This window comes from Methylobacter sp., from assembly GCF_030680395.1.
Lineage (GTDB): Bacteria > Pseudomonadota > Gammaproteobacteria > Methylococcales > Methylomonadaceae > Methylobacter_A.
Genome location: NZ_JAUXVR010000034.1, coordinates 21,666 through 38,846, shown reverse-complemented (window position 1 = coordinate 38,846; position 17,181 = coordinate 21,666). Strand labels below are relative to the sequence as shown.

Sequence of the window (17,181 nt, the reverse complement as noted above, 5' to 3'; positions counted from 1 at the left end):
AATGGCCGAATTATCGGCAGATTTGGCGCAAGCCCTCAGGCAGTTGCGGGAACATGAAAAAGTTTTTTGACGAGTACAGTTTTATTTTGCCGGATACTGAATGGCAAGGGCAGGCAGTTGATAACAAGGTTTAAAAAGGTATGATGCAGGCATTGTGAATTTCATTGGAGTAAAAAATGCTTAAATTTATTGATACCCTTCTCCGCATAGCATGATGAATCCCGGGAACGCCAAGCCCCAGCTTGGCGCGACAGACAACCGAACACCTGGAAATGGCAAAACCGGGCTGGGACGCGGCGCTCCCAAAGGTTGGTATAGCCGAGGCTATTTGCCGCATTTAGATGCGCCGGGTACTCTGCAATTCATTACCTTTCGTCTTGGCGACTCCCTGCCGCAAACAGTGCTGAAACAATTGGAGCAAGAGCTTTTGCAAATACCCATTTCGATGCGCGAACGTGAGCGTCGCAAAAAAATAGAACACTGGCTGGATGCAGGTTTAGGCTGCTGCGCCTTGGCTCATCCCCGCATGGCGGAAGTGATGCAGCAAACCTTGCAAATATTTGATGGTGAGCGCTATCGTTTGATCGCTTGGTGCATTATGCCGAATCATGTTCATGTATTGATCGAACCTGCGATTAGTTTGCCCAATATTTTACAGTCGTGGAAGTCCTTTACCGGGAGTTGGGGTATTTCGCATAATGCCGAGCTGGGGCTCGGCGTTCCCAGGGCTGCCGGATCGACTAAAAATCAGTTTTGGATGCGCGAATATTGGGATCGTTATATTCGTGATGAAAAACACTTCCACGCTACAGTCAATTATATTCACAACAACCCGGTAAAAGCCGGACTCTGCCCGGAGGCGCACGATTGGCCCTGGTCGAGCGCATACGCCGGACAGCGGCAAGAACTGTGTGTCTGTGCAATCGGAGAAAGATAAGGTGCTGTTTTACAAGTTAATCGTAGCCATTTTATACCGTCTTGCTATTCAGTCGTGTTGGCAATGATTTTATGAATCCGTTTAATACTAATCGTGATTATTATCAAAATAAAAGGAATGGAAATGCCTTCAACGATTTCCGGATTAACTTTCCAGCCAATAGTATGAAGCGCTTCGGCTATTTTGCCGATAAGACTGGCGGCGTAATAAGTAATGGCAACCATCGAGATGCCTTCAACCATTTGTTGCATCCGCAGTTGCATTTTTGCGCGTAAGGCCATTGACGTGAGTAAGCCCTGATTTTGTCGTTCAATAATGATGTCGACCCGTGTGCGTAGCAACTGGCTGGCATTGCTGACTCGTTCAGACAGTGAGGTAAAGCGGTGCGAGATTGATTCGCAGGTATTAATCGCCGGTTCCAGTCGCCGTTTGATAAATTCGCCCAAGGTTTGAATGCCTTGAATTCGAACTTCGCGCAGGTCGTTTACGCGTTGTTCCACCAGTTGATAGTAGGCACTGGCGGCGGCAAAGCGAAAGTGATTGCTGGATATGTAATTTTCAACTTCAGCGGCCAGTGTGGTTAACTCATCCAATAATGCGCCGTCATTATTGTCAGGCAGCGTCATTGCGTTGGTGATGGTATACAGTTGCCGATCGGACTTGTTTAATGCCGGATACAGTTTGCGCGCGATTGGAAAAGCCAGCAACGCCATAACCCGATACACTTCAATTTCAAATAGTCGTTGTAATAAACGTCCCGCCTGTTCCGTTCTTAAGCCATGGTTAATGATCAAAAAGCGGCTAAAACCGTCGACGTGAATGCGGAAATCGGTAAATACCGAGGCTGCGCCGCCGGTTACTTTAGAACCGATGACCGGGTTGTCTGCAAAGTAAACCGAAAGAGACGCTAAATCAGTATTCTCATCATAATTAATGTCGGCAGCGGAGACGATTGTTGCGTGAGCGGCAACAATGACTTGTCCGGTTAGCTGCGACATCCAATCCACCGGAATCTTTTTTAGGGCAGGATCTGCAAAAGGATCTTTCGGGGTATCGTGTACATAAAAGCTGTAGGTACTGAACTCGCCGTGTTGTTCCCACCGTATTTGAAAGGAATTAAAGGTAGCGCTAAAGTGATCCACTTCTTTCTCGGGCGGGGCGACGCCGAATCTTTCACAAAGCATTGCCAGGTGCTTACGTTCCTGCATTTTTTCGTCAGTAGTCAGCAATAACGCAAGATGACTTGCTCTAACAGGTAAATTCAGAACAAAAGGAGCGCGGGCGTGAACTTCGTTGTGAAGTACAAAGCGTTGCGGATGGTTTTCAGGAATGGGAAATAAAGTTGCCACAGGTGTTTTTAGAATCTCTAGCTAATAATGAATGGGGTCAATTTAACCTAAAAAACGCGGTTGCGCTTGGCTATTATGGCGTTGCTGAATAAATCGGTTTTCAGTATTCAAGGCGTTTATAAGACATTATCTTGATTTGCCTGTTCCAGTCATAAGGTGCCAAGCGCTATAAGCATAATAGAAGCCGCATAAGATCAAAACATGCGGGGTTATATTTTCGGTTTTTTAGGTAGGGTAGGGTAGGGTGCGTTTAATGAGCATCCGTTTCTGCATTGAGCGAGGCTTCGCCGGATCAGCTCCGGCTTAATGCCCGATGTGTTACGCAATAGTTAAGAAATGTTCACCACGAAGACACGAACGCCGCGAAGAAAAATATAAACTTTGTGATTTTCGTGGTTTATCAATCAGCTTGCTTGCCTTGTTTAAGACCGCTATTATTTTTTTGTAGTACCTTCTTCTGCTGCTTTCCGGTACCAATAAGCCGCTTTGGTATCATCCTGTATTACGCCTTGACCCATTTGGTATTTAAGGGCCAAATTATATTGCGCATTGGCATTGCCTTGTTCCGCGGCTTTGAGATACCAGGAAACCGCTTGAGCATAGTCCTGCGTTATATATTGGCCCCGGTCATACATAACGCCTAAATTGAACTGGGCTTTTGCGTGGCCTTGATCTGCCAATTGTTGATAAAGCGAAAAGGCTTCTGCATACCGGCCTCGGTCATTCAGGTCGTAGGCATGCTGAAACATAGCTTCATGATCGGTGCTTGATGGCGGCGGCTGCTGCGTGTCCGGCTTTTGGTGAGGCCGTTGCCCAGCTGTTCTGCCCGCTTCGTGGAACTGCGTGGTTTCGCTTTTGCGTTTGGCTTGAGCTTCCTGCTCTCGAATCCAGGCATTATGTCCTTCGCGTTTAACCGGGTCTATTAATACGGCATAGGACCTGTTCACCAGCTTTATGACTCTTTCCGCCTCTTCGCTGCTGCCTTGGAATTTATCGGGGTGAAAAGTTTGACAAAGGGCTTTATAGGCCGCTTTGATGACACTGGCGGGGGCGTCTCTTGTCACTTTTAGGTTGTCGTAATGGGTACGTATGTTAGCCATAGAACTTATTTTTTATTATTTTACCGTGAACGAAAATCGGGACAATTATAACCGGTTCTGTCGAATTAACCGCAAAAACGCATACTCAGGATGTACAAATATGACGACTTCAAACCGGGCTGAGGCTGAGGTATCCCCACGAATTTCCCAAGCTCGCCGTTCCGGCAGGGATGCCGGAATCCAGTGCCATGGATGGTAACTTTGGTGACTTTTCAGGTGCTTAATAAAAGCGAATGGTATTTTAAAGTTTCACATCCTTGTGACTGGATTCCGGCATCCCTGCCGGCATGACGACTTTTCGGCTATGTTGTATATATTGAATGCGCAAAATATCAAAAACCTGTTGTTTTATAAACTTATTTTATGGGGATACCTCAGGGGCCGAGTTATTCTTTAGGCACATAAAATTGTTCAGAAAATAGCATCCGGCTCATGCCTGCGGCGTGATCGATCAAAGCATATCCAAAAGCCGGTTACCCGGAAACTTAACAGAACGGGTTAAGCAGCGGTCATCAGATGATCTTTATCAACAACGGCATTCAGCGTATAGAAAAATTATTTTAAAAGATGTCTACCGTACATAAGATTAAAGCGTTTTCAGGTATAAATAATAGCCGGTTCGCGCTAACAAACTTAACCTGAGCGTAATGAGGCGTGGTTGAGGGGTTGGGGTTTACTTTGGATTGCTTGTCAGGTTAAGCGTCTACACAGGGTATGCCTCCGCCAATTTGCAGGTTAGGCGATGGATACGGTATCTGTTTTTAGTCACTAGAAATTTTCCCGGGAGAAGATTATGGCAACAGTAGCAAGCAACCTGACGGATCAAGTCAACCCAGACTATTGCGCTCATCCGGGCTGTCACTGCACAGTACAAGCGGGTGAGAAATATTGTAGCGTCAGCTGCGAGAAACAGCTGAACGGCGGCCCATGCACCTGCGGACATTCCAACTGTCAATTTGAGCAAAAAGAGTTGTCGTGAGTGGAAGCGTTAGCGATTGCTTTGGTCGGCGATGGCGCCATGCAAATGAACGGTATCAGTGAACTGATCAGTATCGGCAAATACTGGCAGCGCTGGAGCGATTCGCGTCTGGTCATCATGGTTCTGAATAATCGGGATTTGAATCAGGTAACCTGAGAGCGGCGCGCGATGGAAGGTGATCCGAAATTTGAGGCTTCGCAAGATTTGCCGGATTTTCCTTATGCGCGGTTTGCCGATCGGCCGGTGGTGCTGGAAGTCTTACCGACCCTAATGCGCCGCAGCACATCACCTTCGATCAGGCAAGCGCCTATAGATCGGCGATTTTGCAGGGTGATCCGGATTCGGCTGCTATTAGCAAGGCGTCCTTTAAACAGCTTTTTGCCCGGCGATACAGAAGACCATGAACCCAACAATCCGGCCTTAACTTCAATGGCCCGCGCGGCAGTCGAGATACAATGCTCAGCCTTGTATCTCGACTGCCGCGCGGTTGTAACCGGGGTCGCGCTCTTGGTCTACTTGTCGATTGGCGCAGCCGCTAGCTCTTCCTGCCCGACAAAGCCAAAAGCAAGCCGCCGGCCATTATCGCTCCGACACCGGCCCAGACTGGGACATAAACCGTTTGTGTATCTTTAACAGACAGTTCCAGCGGGCCTATCTTGGCTTGCTGGGTGTCCTTGGTATAGCTGAAACTTCCATATACCAGGCCCAATAGGCCTGCTACGATCAGTACAATCGCCATAATCTTGACTGCGCTCATCTTGTCTCTCCTAAAAATGACATCATTGGCCACCCCATACTTTGTTGTATAAGCACATTTCGGTGCTACTAAATACGTCTGCCTTGGATGACTCGCAGCAAAATGACGATGACTGCGACAACCAGGAGGACGTGGATAAAACCACCCAGTGTGTACGAGGAGACTAAACCCATTACCCAAAGAATAATCAGGACGATCGCTAAAGTTTCAAGCATGTGTGCTTCTCCGTAAAGGGCCGTTAATCAACGGCAATAAAATTGGACAAACATATAAAATCGCCGAAGGTCAAAGCGATGCTTGTCCATAAACCGGCAAGTTTGATGTTTATCTCTTGTGAATAAATATAATTGAGAGCATCTTGTTGCTATCGTGCAGCGGGTCGATCTGTCCTGACTCGGCTGCACAATTCAGTAGCCCTCGTTTTAGTCGGCATCCTTAATGTCTTCCTTTAAATCACCAAGGCCCTTTTGAACCTTGCCGACGTTCTTTTGGACATTTCCTTCCAGTTCCATACCTTTGTCGTCCAGTATCACTCCGGCGGCTTCCTTGACTTTACCTTTGGCTTCTTCGACGCGGCCTTTTATTTGATCTTTGTTCATGAATATCTCCTGATAATTATTAGCCATGACCAGATAGTCATGTCCAAAGCGTAGAATAATATCTCCCATCGCTTGCTAACAATAATACACATAAGGCTGAGCTTAGTCGGTGCGGTAACGAACATATAAAATCAAGCCGAAGCGATTGCTTACATTGATAAAATGCAGCCATGCCGACATCGCCTGAAATAAGTAGCGGGTAACTGAAAAAACAAAGGTATCGGGAATAGGTTGTCAAAATCTGCCGCTCATTTGGGAGCGGCTGATCAATGACTTTTTTGATAAGGTTACGAGGGTAAAACTACGTCAAGATGATCGGGCAAGTTCGGTATGCTGCTTATACAGCGGCTTCCGGACCGCCAAAAACAACAGTACGACTGCACAAAATAATCATGATGACTAGCGTCAAGATGTAGCCGATTTTCTTCAGGCGGCGGCAAGGCGCTCGTTGCGATAGCGGCCCAGCGCCCAGAGCGGGAAGAACTTATCGTAACCGTGGTATTTCAGGTAAAAAACCTTCGGGAATCCGGGAGCATTGAAGCTTTCGTCTTTCCAGAACCCGTCGGTCTGCTGATTTTTCAGTAAATAGCTTACCCCGTCTTCAACTTCAGGACACTCGATTTCGCCGGCCGACAGCAATGCCAGCAGCGCAAGCGCGGTCTGAAATGCCGTGCCGGTATCGAATTCGCCGCGACTATTCGTATCGTGGTAGCTGTAATTGCTCTCGCCCCATCCGCCGTCGGCCCGTTGTTTGGACTTTAACCAAGCTACGGCTTTGCGAATACTGGGGTCGCACTTGGCAACGCCTGCGCTTTCAAAACCGATCAGCACCGACCAGGTGCCGTAAATGTAATTGGTGCCCCAGCGGCCGAACCAGCAGCCATCCGGTTCCTGCTCCTTACGCAAGTAACCGATGCAGTTGTCGATGACCGCTTTGTATTCCGGGTGCTGACTAACAAGCTTGCCCAGCAACATGATGCAGCGCCCGCTGACATCGACGGTTGGAGGGTCCAGCAAGGCGCCGTGGTCGGCAAATGGGATGTGGTTGAGATAGTAATGGGTATTGTCGGCGTCAAAAGCGCCATAGCCGCCATTGCTGGATTGCATGCCTGCGATCCAGATGCTTGCCCGCTCGATATTTTCTGCAAACTCTTGATTCTCGGACTGAAGCAGGGCTAGAGCTACCACTGCCGTATCGTCAACATCGGGATAATAGCTGTTGCCGAACTGGAAAGCCCAACCGCCGCCCGGCAAATTGGGGCGCTGAATCCGCCAGTCGCCCGGTTCGTCCTTTAATTGCTTGCCGGCCAACCAGCGTAAGGCGGATTTAAGCGCTTGCCGGGTATGCGGATCGCGTTCGTGGCAATCGACTTCCTGCAAGACCAGAGCAGCCAATCCGGTATCCCAGATCGGCGATACGCAGGGCTGGCAGTAGGCCGTATCGTCATTGATGACCAGCAAGCGGTCGATAGCTTCCCGGGCAATCCGCCGTTGTTCATTGTCGGGAGGAATGCCCAGATAATCCATGGCTTCATAGGCGTTGACCATGGCCGTAAAAATTGCTCCCAGACCATCGTAACCATTCAATCGTTCCATGAACCATTCATGCGCCTTGGCGGTAGCCTTGCGGCGAATGACGCCCGGAATCAGCGGCTCCATCAGGCGACCCATGCGCTCGACGGCCAGTATGGTCTTTCCCAGCGGCGTTTTGACGTGGGAAAAATAATTCCTTTCCTTATCCGGCGGGGTAACGAACAGTTCTGCGACATCGATCTTGCGAGGATTACGGGCCTTGACCTTGTAGGTGCAGAGGATGAACAGCGGAACCATTACGGTACGCGACCAGTAGGATACTTTGTCCAGATGAAACGGGAACCACTTCGGTAACAACATGATTTCCACGGGCATGAAGGGAACCCCGCGCCAGGGAATCTGTTCGAACATGGCCAACATGATGCGAGTGAAGACATTGGCTCGGGCACCGCCACCTTGTGCCAGTATCCATTCGCGAGCCTTGACCATATGCGCTGCCTGGATAGAGTCGCCAGCCATTTTCATCGCGTAATAGGCTTTGATCGTACAGCTGATGTCGCCCGCGCCGCCTCTATAAAGCGGATAACTGCCGTCCTCATTGTGTTGTGCGCGGAGAAAATTGGCAATCTTGGCCTGAAGAGCGTCGTCGATTTCGTCCATGTAGTGCATCATCAGGATGTACTCGGAGGGAATGGTGCAATCCGCTTCGAGTTCGAATACCCAATAGCCTTCTTGGTTTTGCAGCTTTATAAGTTGTGTTTTAGCCCGGTCAATCGCGCTGTCCAAAGTTGTCGGAGAATAGAAAGGGCTGGTGTAGGCGGAATCAAAACTCGTAAGTGAAGATATGTCTGTTCGCATCGTATGGTTTTCTCTTATTTCACTTTACTGTTAGGGCTTTTGGCCGGCGCATGGGATTGATAGCTACAATCTGTTCGTCGACGGTGGGCAGATCCAGGCTTGCCGGATAATAAACGAGTCATACAAGGAAATTGCTGTCGTAAGTAAGAATCGATGCCATGATAACATCTTTAACGCTATGGCAGCCGACTTAACCCGAGATGAACCGCTAATGGTCTGGTTCCGGTTGAATCTGCGCAGGGCAGCATGATTGTGTCCAAGGCTACAAGCATAGTTTGCGCAAACAGATCTCATGCAGAAAATCAGTGCTGTGTATTACTGCGCATTACCTGAAAGAGTATGAGGCATAACGATCGCCTATCCCGGCTATGTTTTCCGTATCGGTAGTCCAGAGGTTGATTTGCGGGCGACACTCTTTCAGTTCTGATAGCGGTCTTTCAACGTATTTGTCTTTGGAGGAGCAAGGTTTATTCTTGTTGTTAATTTGCGTTTTCACGTTGGTTTACATTGCCTGGTACGACGATTATGTCAATGTTATCCCGTTAAATCGGCTTTACGGCAAATCATATACTCATCATTTTACCCACAAAAAAACAGTATAACCGCAACATTTAATGTCGTCAGTGCGGTAGCGCACATAAAGCCGCCGCCGGTAATTAGACTGCTGCTGATGCGTATGTGGACGCTCAATGTTTGATATATAAATTAAGAGTAATTGGTGGTGACATGATTGAAGTCTGCAACAGTCTTGAGCTCTGCAAGACTTTTTAACACATAAGCAATTTCAGTTGATAGGTAATGGTACTTATTGATTGAATAAGTTGAATTATCTATCCTAAAACTCCTCATACAATACCAACCGATTATTTATGCTAATAGAGATATTCGATCTTAACTTACAAATATGATGTTGCTTATGACTGATCAAAATAGCCTCTGGCAAAACCACCTTCTCAATTCCCTGTCAGCAGCCAACTATGAACGCTTTTTTCCCCATCTGGAATTGGTCCGAATGTCGCTGGGCGATGTTCTTTACGAGTCCGGGGACGAGGTACGCTACGCTTATTTCCCGACGAACTGCATCGTATCGCTGGTTTACGTAATGGAGAGTGGCGCACCGGCCGAAATCGCCGTGGTCGGCGACGATGGGATGATCGGTGTTTCGTTGTTCATGGGCGGAGGAACCATGCCTAATCGAGCCGTCGTGCGCAGCGCAGGCTATGCCTATCGGCTGCGAGCGTCGATACTTATGCAGGAGTTCAACCGCTTTGGCGGATATCGCAACGGCGCACTGCACAATTTATTGCTGCGATATACCCAGACGCTGCTTACTCAAATAGCGCAGACGGCGGCCTGTAATAGGCATCACTTCGTGGATCAGCAACTCTGTCGCTGGCTCCTGCTAAGTCTCGATCGTCTCCATTCCAACGAGTTGGTCACGACCCAGGAATTGATTGCCAATATGCTCGGCGTGCGCCGTGAAGGTATTACAGAGGCCGCCGGAAAATTGCAGCAAGCGAAATTGATTAATTGCCGCCGTGGCCATATCACGGTGCTGGATCGACAGGGACTGGAAGCGCGAGCCTGCGAATGCTATCAGGTGATTAAAACAGAATCCGATCGTCTGCTTCCTTCTCTACAGTCTGCTTCATTGATGACGCACATTCCCTTACAAAAATGCGGACTGGTTAAAAAATGTGAATTATTAAGCAACCGCCATGACTGGATGAAATAAGGATGATGCTGTTTTATAAATTGCCTGGCCGTTTCGGATGGCGGTTCGCAAATTCACCCTATCCTACGGCTTTTAAAAAGCAATTTTGGCGCTGGAGCGGGAGGAATAGTTTTGATTCAATAGTATTTGCACACAGCAACAATCAGTAACTTAGCGTTGCTTTTGAATGAGCGGTATAAAGTTTGAAAAATGATTGTAAGTCATTGATAGTTTATAAAGTTATTGATTTGTTAAGTTTTTGTACAATTTAACAAAACACCAATAAAAACCGCAGGTAAGAGATAAGTAGAACAATCAATCCACAGAGTTATCCACAGGTTTTGTGAATAACTATTGGGCGCATGATTAACAACCGGTTAAGAACAGGGAAATTTTTAGATTGATGGAAAATGGCTTTATAACGATGCCAGTAAGGCTGATAACTCATCAAAGTTCAACGGTTTGAGCAAGTGATGGTTAAATCCCGCCGATTGTGAACATTTACGGTCGTCAGGCTGACCGTAACCGGTTAAGGCGATCAGGGTCGCATTCTGAGTCTCCGGCAATGCACGCAGCCGTTTGGCAGTCTCATAGCCATCCAGATCGGGGAGGCCGATGTCGAGCAGCACAATCTGCGGACGGAAGGCTTGAGCCCGTTCGATTGCTTTCATGCCGCAATCGGCTATTTCGACTTCATGCCCTTTTGCCTGCAACAGCATCATCAGGCTTTCGGCCGCATCGGCATAGTCATCCACAACCAGAATACGGAATTTAGGCATCGGTAATACGGATTTGGTTAGCGCGGATTCGGCAGCAGGTGAACCTATCGGCAATGCGGGCAGCCGTACCGTAAACGAGCTGCCCTGACCAATGCCTCCGCTCGCTGCCGTAACCGTGCCGCCATGTATTTCTACCAACTGACGCACCAGCGTCAAGCCAATACCCAGTCCGCCCTGAGAATGGGCCAAAGTATGATCGGCCTGAGAAAAGAGCTCGAAGATATGCGGCAGAATGTCAGGGGCGATACCGATGCCGGTATCCTTGACCTCAATGACGGTATCGGAACCTTCCCGCATCACGTTCAGCATGATTTTGCCGCCCTCATGGGTATACTTGGCGGCATTGTTTAGCAGGTTAGACAGTACTTGCGCCAACCTGACACGATCGCCTGCGAGCCGTTGCGGCGGCGTAGTTTGGGAAATGATCAGCTCCTGTTTACGTGCATCGATCAGAGGGCGACTGGTTTCTACCGCATTGTTTATAACGTCGGTCAGCTCAAGATGCTCGACCTTCAACCTGATTTTGCCCTGCATAATGCGGGACATATCCAGCAGCTCATCAAGCAGCTGCGCCATATGAGTCACTTGGCGGTCGATAACAGCGTAGCTCCATGTCAGCTTGGGATCGCTCACTTCCAGCATTTTCAGCAACTGCACGGCATTGCGGATGGGGGCCAGCGGATTGCGGAGCTCGTGGGCCAGCATCGCCAGGAATTCGTCTTTACGGCGATCCGCCAGGCGTAGCGCTTCCTCGGCATACTTGCGCTCGGTAATGTCGGTGGCAATACCCAGCAGTTTGTTACAATCGTCATTGTCGAACAGCGGAATCTTGACTGTGCTGTACCAGCGTATAGAGCCATCGGCAAGCGTGACTTTTTCCTCCTGGATGCATTTGGGTTTGCGACTGCTTATAACATCGAGATCGTTTTGATAAAAGTGAGCCACTTTGTCAGGATTGAAGTTTTCGCTGCTTGCCCCGATCAGGTTTTCAAGGCTAGTGCCATAGTTTAGGGCTAAGGCTCTATTGCCTAACAGAAATCGTCCCTCCCGATCTTTGACAAAAATGATGCTGGGTACCGCATCGATGACTTGTCTGAGGAAGGCGCGTTCATGTTGCAATGTTTCTTGAGCGTTTTTGATGTCGGTAATGTCTTCAGTTGTTCCGAAAGCGCCGAATAATGATCCATGCTCGTCAAATTCGAGCTCAGCCAGTTGGCGAACCCATTTGACTTGCCGGTCTACCATGAGTCGGTGTTCAATATCGTAGGTCTTGCCGGTAAGGGCTTCTTTCCATGCCGTATCGACTAACTGCCGGTCTGCCGGGTGGACAATATCAAGAAAGGATTCATAGATAAAAGGCGTACCTTTTGGGATGCCGAAAATCCGAAAATTTTCATCAGACCATTCCAGTGTATTATCGCGGACATTCATGCGCCAGCTGCCGATATGAGCGACTGCCTGGGCACGGTTCAGGTCCATCTGGCTCTGGCGTAAAGCTTTTTCGATTCGCTTGCGCTCGGTGATATTGGTGCTTACGGTGCCTAAGCCAACTATTTTGTTGTTTGAGTCTTTCAGGGCGAAGGTGTTGTAGATCATCCACAACGCTGCTCCGGTTTTGAAATGCCGGAAGCGGATTTCGGTATCACCATTGCCGTTCCGGAGTACTGTCGGAAAGAACTGATCCATAATAAATGCCTGATCTTCCGGAAAAAAGAAGTCCTTAACGGAGGTTTTAATGCCCTGTTCAAGACTATCCAGACCTACCAGACGCAGTCCGGCATCGTTGATGAAAAAAGGTATGCCCTCTGTATCGCACATGCCGATAAACTCGGTGCTGCTTTTGACAAGTGAGACATATAAATTCAGGTCTGCTTGCGCTCGACTACGCTCGGCGATTTCTTGCTTAAGTTGTTCCTCTCGTTCCAGGACCTTATATAAAGCCTGTTTTTCCTGCTTGTGTAACAGTGCAATGATCAGGCTTAATATTGCGCCTGTGCCGATCAAAAACACCAGGCGTAGCGCTTCGCTGGTTTGAGCGATGTAAAACGAACCGTAAGGCTCGACTAGAAAATAATCGCTTGCCGCCGTACTTAACACGGTAATGAAAAGCCCCGCCCTTAATCCCCCGGACCACGAAGCTAAAGCGATCACGACTAAAAAGAGCAATAGCGGCGAAGAATCTCCGAAAATAAATTGGAAATGTATTAGAAGAAACAAGATAGCCGCAGCCCCCAGTATTGAGGCCATATAGGCGTTGCTGAAAAAATATTTAATGTGAACCTCTAACTGATAGCTCTTCCCATCTATGGGCTAATGTAAGTTATATCTGACATTTTTACAAAATTGAATTGAGAGGTTTTTTATCAAAGATTAGGTAAGTATTGGGGAAGATGTTGACGAATATCGTCGGCACTCAACGCGGTGATTTCTTTGCCGAGTTCGAAGCGAACCAGTTTTTTAATCTGTTCCGGCAAATGGTTGCGCAGCAAACCGAGAAAAGAAGGAGCCGCAACGATCAGCAGTTGTTCAAACCGGTTCTGGTTATGTGCGTTTTCCAGATACTGGGCAATTCGGTGTGCAAAATTGTCGATTTCGTGTTTTTTCGGATCGGTAGGTTGCTCAAGAGCGTGGCCGCCTCCAGCGACGCTTTTAACCCTTCCCGGCAGGTCGGAAGTTATTTCCCTGTCGTGTAAACGACCTTCTGTATGGGACAAATCTTCAATTTCCTCTAAAGGAGAAGAAGGGGTGTCAGCAGTAAAAACACGTGCGCGAGTAGTATCGGCAACAAGTATCCAGGTTAATTTCATGATTCTTCCCTCTGTGGCGGTTTTGTTTAAATAACACCCTGTTTACAAAAGCATTTGGTTTTGTATTGCTGACAGTAAGCCTTGTATTGCAATGGATTTTTAGAATAGAGAGATTGCGGCCTTTAATCAATAAGTAGTAATACTAAGGGGATGCAACATATAAAGGGCTTTGTTAATAGTCGTTATCTTGGTCACACGCAAATCTTGCGGACAGGTTAAAATAGCCCATCCGTATAATAGCAACGTGAATCAACTTCCTAATCCCATGCAGCCGGCATTCGTCCATTTAAGACTCCATACTGAATTCTCCCTGGTAGACGGGATTGTCAAAATCAAGCCCTTGGTCAAGCGTCTGGCCGAGTTAAATATGCCTGCGGTTGCGGTCACCGAACACGCTAATCTGTTCTCGCTGGTCAAATTTTATAAAGCGGCATTAGGGCAGGGCATCAAGGCGATAGCCGGTTCCGATGTGCTGGTTTTTAATCCCGAAGACCCGGCCACGCCGTATCGTTTGACTTTACTGGTCAACAATCACGCCGGTTACATTGCGCTGACCGAATTGATTTCAAAAGCTTATCAGGAAGGTCAGCACCAGGGTGTGCCGATGCTCCGGCAGGAGTGGATAGAAGCCAACCATAACGGCCTGATTGCGTTGTCCGGCGCGATGAGCGGGTGTATAGGCAAGGCGCTGTTAGCCGAAAACCATGATGCGGCGAAACGGCTGGCGGAGTTTTGGGGCGGCTTGTTCGAGCAAAGCTTTTATCTGGAATTGCAACGGGTCGGGAAGCCCGAAGAGGAGCGCTATATCGCCGCCGCCGTTGAGCTGGCGGTGGCAACCGGTTTGCCGGTGGTTGCGACCAACGATGTACGCTTTGTCTATCAGCAGGACTTTGCCGCCCATGAAGTGCGGGTTTGCATCAACCAGAGCCGGGTGCTGGATGATACCCGTCGGCCCAAAGATTATACCGATCAGCAATATTTACGCAGCGTTGAGGAGATGCAGGCGCTGTTTGCCGATATACCGGAGGCGTTGGAAAACACCGTAGAGATTGCCAAACGCTGCAATTTAAAGCTGACGCTGGGCCAAAACTTCCTGCCTGACTTTCCTGTACCCGAGGGCATGAATCTGGGCGAGTTTATGGCCGATGAGTCCATGAAAGGCCTGGAAGAACGCTTGCAGCACTATCCGGCGGTGGGCAAGGGGACGGACGAGGAAAACCGGCGCGTTTACTATGAACGACTGGATTTCGAGCTGAAAATGATTACCCAGATGGGTTTTCCCGGTTATTTTATGATTGTTGCCGATTTTATTCAGTGGGCAAAAAACAATTTGATTCCGGTCGGGCCGGGGCGGGGTTCGGGTGCGGGGTCGTTGGTGGCTTATGCGCTTAAGATTACCGACCTTGATCCTATCGAATTCGACCTGCTGTTTGAACGGTTTTTGAATCCCGAGCGGGTTTCGATGCCTGACTTTGACGTGGATTTTTGCATGGATCGCCGGGACGAGGTGATCGATTATGTCGCCCGTCATTACGGCCGGGATCATGTCGCCCAGATTATCACCTACGGTTCGATGGCGGCGAAAGCGGTTATCCGCGATGTCGGCCGGGTACTGGGTTTCGGCTACGGGTTTGTCGATCGATTGTCCAAGCTGGTGCCGTTTGAAATCGGCATGACACTGACGAAAGCGCTAAAAGACAGCCCCGAACTGAAGCAACTTTACGACACCGAGGAAGAAGTCAAGGCGCTGATCGATATGGCGCTGTCGCTCGAAGGCACATCCAGGAACGCCGGAAAACATGCCGGCGGCGTGGTGATTTCGCCGACCAAGCTGACCGATTTTACGCCGCTGTATTGCGATCAGGACGGCAATAACCTGGTCACCCAGTTCGATAAGGATGACGTGGAAGCGGTCGGTCTGGTCAAGTTCGACTTTTTGGGGCTGCGTACGCTGACTATTATCGACTGGGCATTGCAGGATATTAACGCCAAGCACAAGCAACAGGGCAAAGCGCTGGTCGATATAACCACCATCCCCCGCGATGATCCGGCTTCCTATAAGCTGTTGACCAACGCCCAGACCACCGCCGTGTTCCAGCTGGAATCGCGGGGTATGAAGGAGCTGATTAAAAAGCTCAAGCCGGATTGCTTCGATGACATTATCGCGCTGGTGGCGCTGTTTCGTCCGGGACCGCTGGAATCCGGCATGGTCGACGATTACATCAACGTCAAGCATGGCGCCAAGGCAGAGTATGCGCATCCGTTGCTGGTGCCGATTTTAAAACCCACCAACGGCGTTATTTTGTATCAGGAACAGGTGATGCAAATCGCCCGTGAAATGGCGCTGTACACGCTGGGCGGCGCGGACATGCTGCGCCGGGCGATGGGTAAGAAAAAGCCGGAGGAAATGGCAAAGGAGCGGGATAAATTTACCGCCGGTGCGATAGAAAACCAGGTCGATGAAAAAATCGCCACTTATGTGTTCGATTTGATGGAGAAATTTGCCGGTTACGGTTTCAATAAATCGCATTCGGCCGCTTACGCGTTGGTTGCTTATCAAACCGCTTGGTTGAAAGCCCATTATCAGCCTGAGTTCATGGCGGCGGTGATGTCCGCCGATATGGACAATACCGATAAAGTGGTGATTTTGATTGAAGAATGCAAGCAGATGAAGCTGGAAGTCTGTCCGCCCACCATCAATGTTTCCAAATACAAATTCACCGTTAACGACGCGGGCCATATCGTGTACGGCTTGGGCGCGCTAAAGGGCGTGGGCGAGGCGGCCATTGAAGAAATGCTGATCGAGCGGGAAGCAAACGGGCCGTTTTCAGGTCTGTACGATTTATGCAAGCGGGTGGATTTACGTAAATTCAATCGCCGGGTGCTGGAGGCATTGATACGCGCCGGGGCTTTCGACGAATTCGATGACAACCGGGCAGGGCATTTGGCGGAACTGCCCACGGCATTAAAAGTCGCCGAGCAGCACGGAAAAAATGCGCAAACCGGTCAGAACGATTTGTTCGGTTTGGCCGTTAATGCCGACAATGTCGATGACGCCCATGCTTATTCCACCGTGGTTGAGGCGTGGTCGGAAAATGAACGGTTGGCCGCTGAAAAGCTGGTTCTGGGTTTGTTTTTAACCGGACACCCGATCAACCAATACGAGGCTGAATTAAGGCAGTTTACCCACGGAACCATAGAGTCGCTGCTGGCCAATGTGGAGCGGTCCAAAAGCAGAAAAATGGAAGCCCGAACGGCCGGTTTGGTCGTCGAAGTGCGTACCCGTCAGACCAAGAATGGTAAGATTATGGGCTTTGCAACGATTGATGACCGAACCGGCAGGCTTGAAATTGCAGCCTTTGGCGAAGTTTACGAAAAATACCGGGGCATCTTCTCCCGCGACAGCTTGCTGATTGCCGAAGGGGCGTTGGGTGTTGACGATTATTTGGGGACGTTACGCTTAACGGTTGAAAAGCTTTATAGCATGGAGCAGGCCAGGGAGGTTTTTGCCAGAAGTATTCAGCTGGTGTGGAATGCGGCAGACGATGATGGTTTTGCGATGAGACTGATGGCGGTTCTGGAACCTTTTAAAGGCGGCGGCTGCCCAGTGGGGATCAGTTATACATCAAAGGTTGCAAAAGCAGATTTGCAGTTGGGTGATGAGTGGCGCGTCCATCCCACCGATGAATTGGTGGCGCGATTGAGAGTGTTATTGGGAAGCGAAGCGGTTGAGGTTAAGTACAGGTAGGAAGCAGGGTGGGCAAAACAG

13 protein-coding genes are annotated in these 17,181 nt (G+C 49.1%); 5 read left to right on the top strand and 8 right to left on the bottom strand.

The genetic code is table 11. The features are described 5' to 3' along the window. Positions 1-211 precede the first annotated feature (211 nt). Entirely contained in the window at positions 212-937 is a 726-nt protein-coding gene (locus Q8L79_RS14195; RefSeq protein ID WP_305272368.1) for a transposase, read from the top strand. A 44-nt stretch (positions 938-981) separates the two neighbouring features. Here the strand turns inward: Q8L79_RS14195 and Q8L79_RS14190 are convergent, their stop codons facing one another. Together Q8L79_RS14190 and Q8L79_RS14185 are read right to left on the bottom strand one after the other, a co-directional pair. After that, complete coding sequence (locus Q8L79_RS14190; protein ID WP_305272366.1) at positions 982-2,286, bottom strand: DUF3422 family protein; 1,305 nt, start codon at positions 2,284-2,286, stop codon at positions 982-984. Between the two features lie 434 nt (positions 2,287-2,720). Beyond that, on the bottom strand, positions 2,721-3,386 hold the full coding sequence (locus tag Q8L79_RS14185; protein ID WP_305272365.1) for a J domain-containing protein: 666 nt from the start codon (positions 3,384-3,386) through the stop codon (positions 2,721-2,723). Between the two features lie 793 nt (positions 3,387-4,179). On the opposite strand from Q8L79_RS14185, the gene Q8L79_RS14180 reads away from it, so the two are divergent. Together Q8L79_RS14180 and Q8L79_RS14175 are read left to right on the top strand one after the other, a co-directional pair. After that, the gene (locus Q8L79_RS14180; protein ID WP_305272364.1) at positions 4,180-4,365 is read left to right on the top strand and encodes a hypothetical protein; all 186 of its coding nucleotides are present in this window, start codon (positions 4,180-4,182) and stop codon (positions 4,363-4,365) included. Continuing rightward, complete coding sequence (locus Q8L79_RS14175) at positions 4,366-4,521, top strand: thiamine pyrophosphate-dependent enzyme (protein WP_305272362.1); 156 nt, start codon at positions 4,366-4,368, stop codon at positions 4,519-4,521. Between the two features lie 379 nt (positions 4,522-4,900). Here the strand turns inward: Q8L79_RS14175 and Q8L79_RS14170 are convergent, their stop codons facing one another. The 4 genes from Q8L79_RS14170 to shc all read right to left on the bottom strand — a co-directional run bounded on the left by Q8L79_RS14170 (position 4,901) and on the right by shc (position 8,112). Further along, entirely contained in the window at positions 4,901-5,122 is a 222-nt protein-coding gene (locus Q8L79_RS14170; RefSeq protein ID WP_305272360.1) for a hypothetical protein, read from the bottom strand. Positions 5,123-5,190: 68 nt separating this feature from the next. Further along, complete coding sequence (locus Q8L79_RS14165) at positions 5,191-5,337, bottom strand: lmo0937 family membrane protein (protein ID WP_305272358.1); 147 nt, start codon at positions 5,335-5,337, stop codon at positions 5,191-5,193. Between the two features lie 207 nt (positions 5,338-5,544). Then, entirely contained in the window at positions 5,545-5,721 is a 177-nt protein-coding gene (locus Q8L79_RS14160; protein ID WP_305272356.1) for a CsbD family protein, read from the bottom strand. Between the two features lie 426 nt (positions 5,722-6,147). Continuing rightward, a complete protein-coding gene (gene shc, locus Q8L79_RS14155) occupies positions 6,148-8,112 on the bottom strand; it encodes a squalene--hopene cyclase (protein WP_305272354.1) in 1,965 nt (654 codons plus the stop codon). A gap of 916 nt (positions 8,113-9,028) precedes the next feature. Here shc and Q8L79_RS14150 point away from each other — a divergent pair. After that, positions 9,029-9,847: a Crp/Fnr family transcriptional regulator gene (locus Q8L79_RS14150; protein WP_305272352.1), complete on the top strand. Its 819-nt coding sequence runs from the start codon at positions 9,029-9,031 to the stop codon at positions 9,845-9,847. A gap of 395 nt (positions 9,848-10,242) precedes the next feature. Here Q8L79_RS14150 and Q8L79_RS14145 read toward each other — a convergent pair whose 3' ends face one another. Both Q8L79_RS14145 and Q8L79_RS14140 read right to left on the bottom strand, forming a co-directional pair. After that, positions 10,243-12,852, bottom strand: coding sequence for a PAS domain S-box protein (locus Q8L79_RS14145; protein WP_305272350.1), 2,610 nt, complete (start codon positions 12,850-12,852; stop codon positions 10,243-10,245). 116 nt (positions 12,853-12,968) lie between these two features. Continuing rightward, a complete protein-coding gene (locus tag Q8L79_RS14140) occupies positions 12,969-13,412 on the bottom strand; it encodes a host attachment protein (RefSeq protein WP_305272348.1) in 444 nt (147 codons plus the stop codon). Between the two features lie 265 nt (positions 13,413-13,677). Between Q8L79_RS14140 and dnaE the strand changes: the two genes are divergently transcribed. After that, on the top strand, positions 13,678-17,160 hold the full coding sequence (dnaE, locus tag Q8L79_RS14135; RefSeq protein WP_305272480.1) for a DNA polymerase III subunit alpha: 3,483 nt from the start codon (positions 13,678-13,680) through the stop codon (positions 17,158-17,160). The last annotated feature ends 21 nt before the right edge of the window (positions 17,161-17,181 follow it).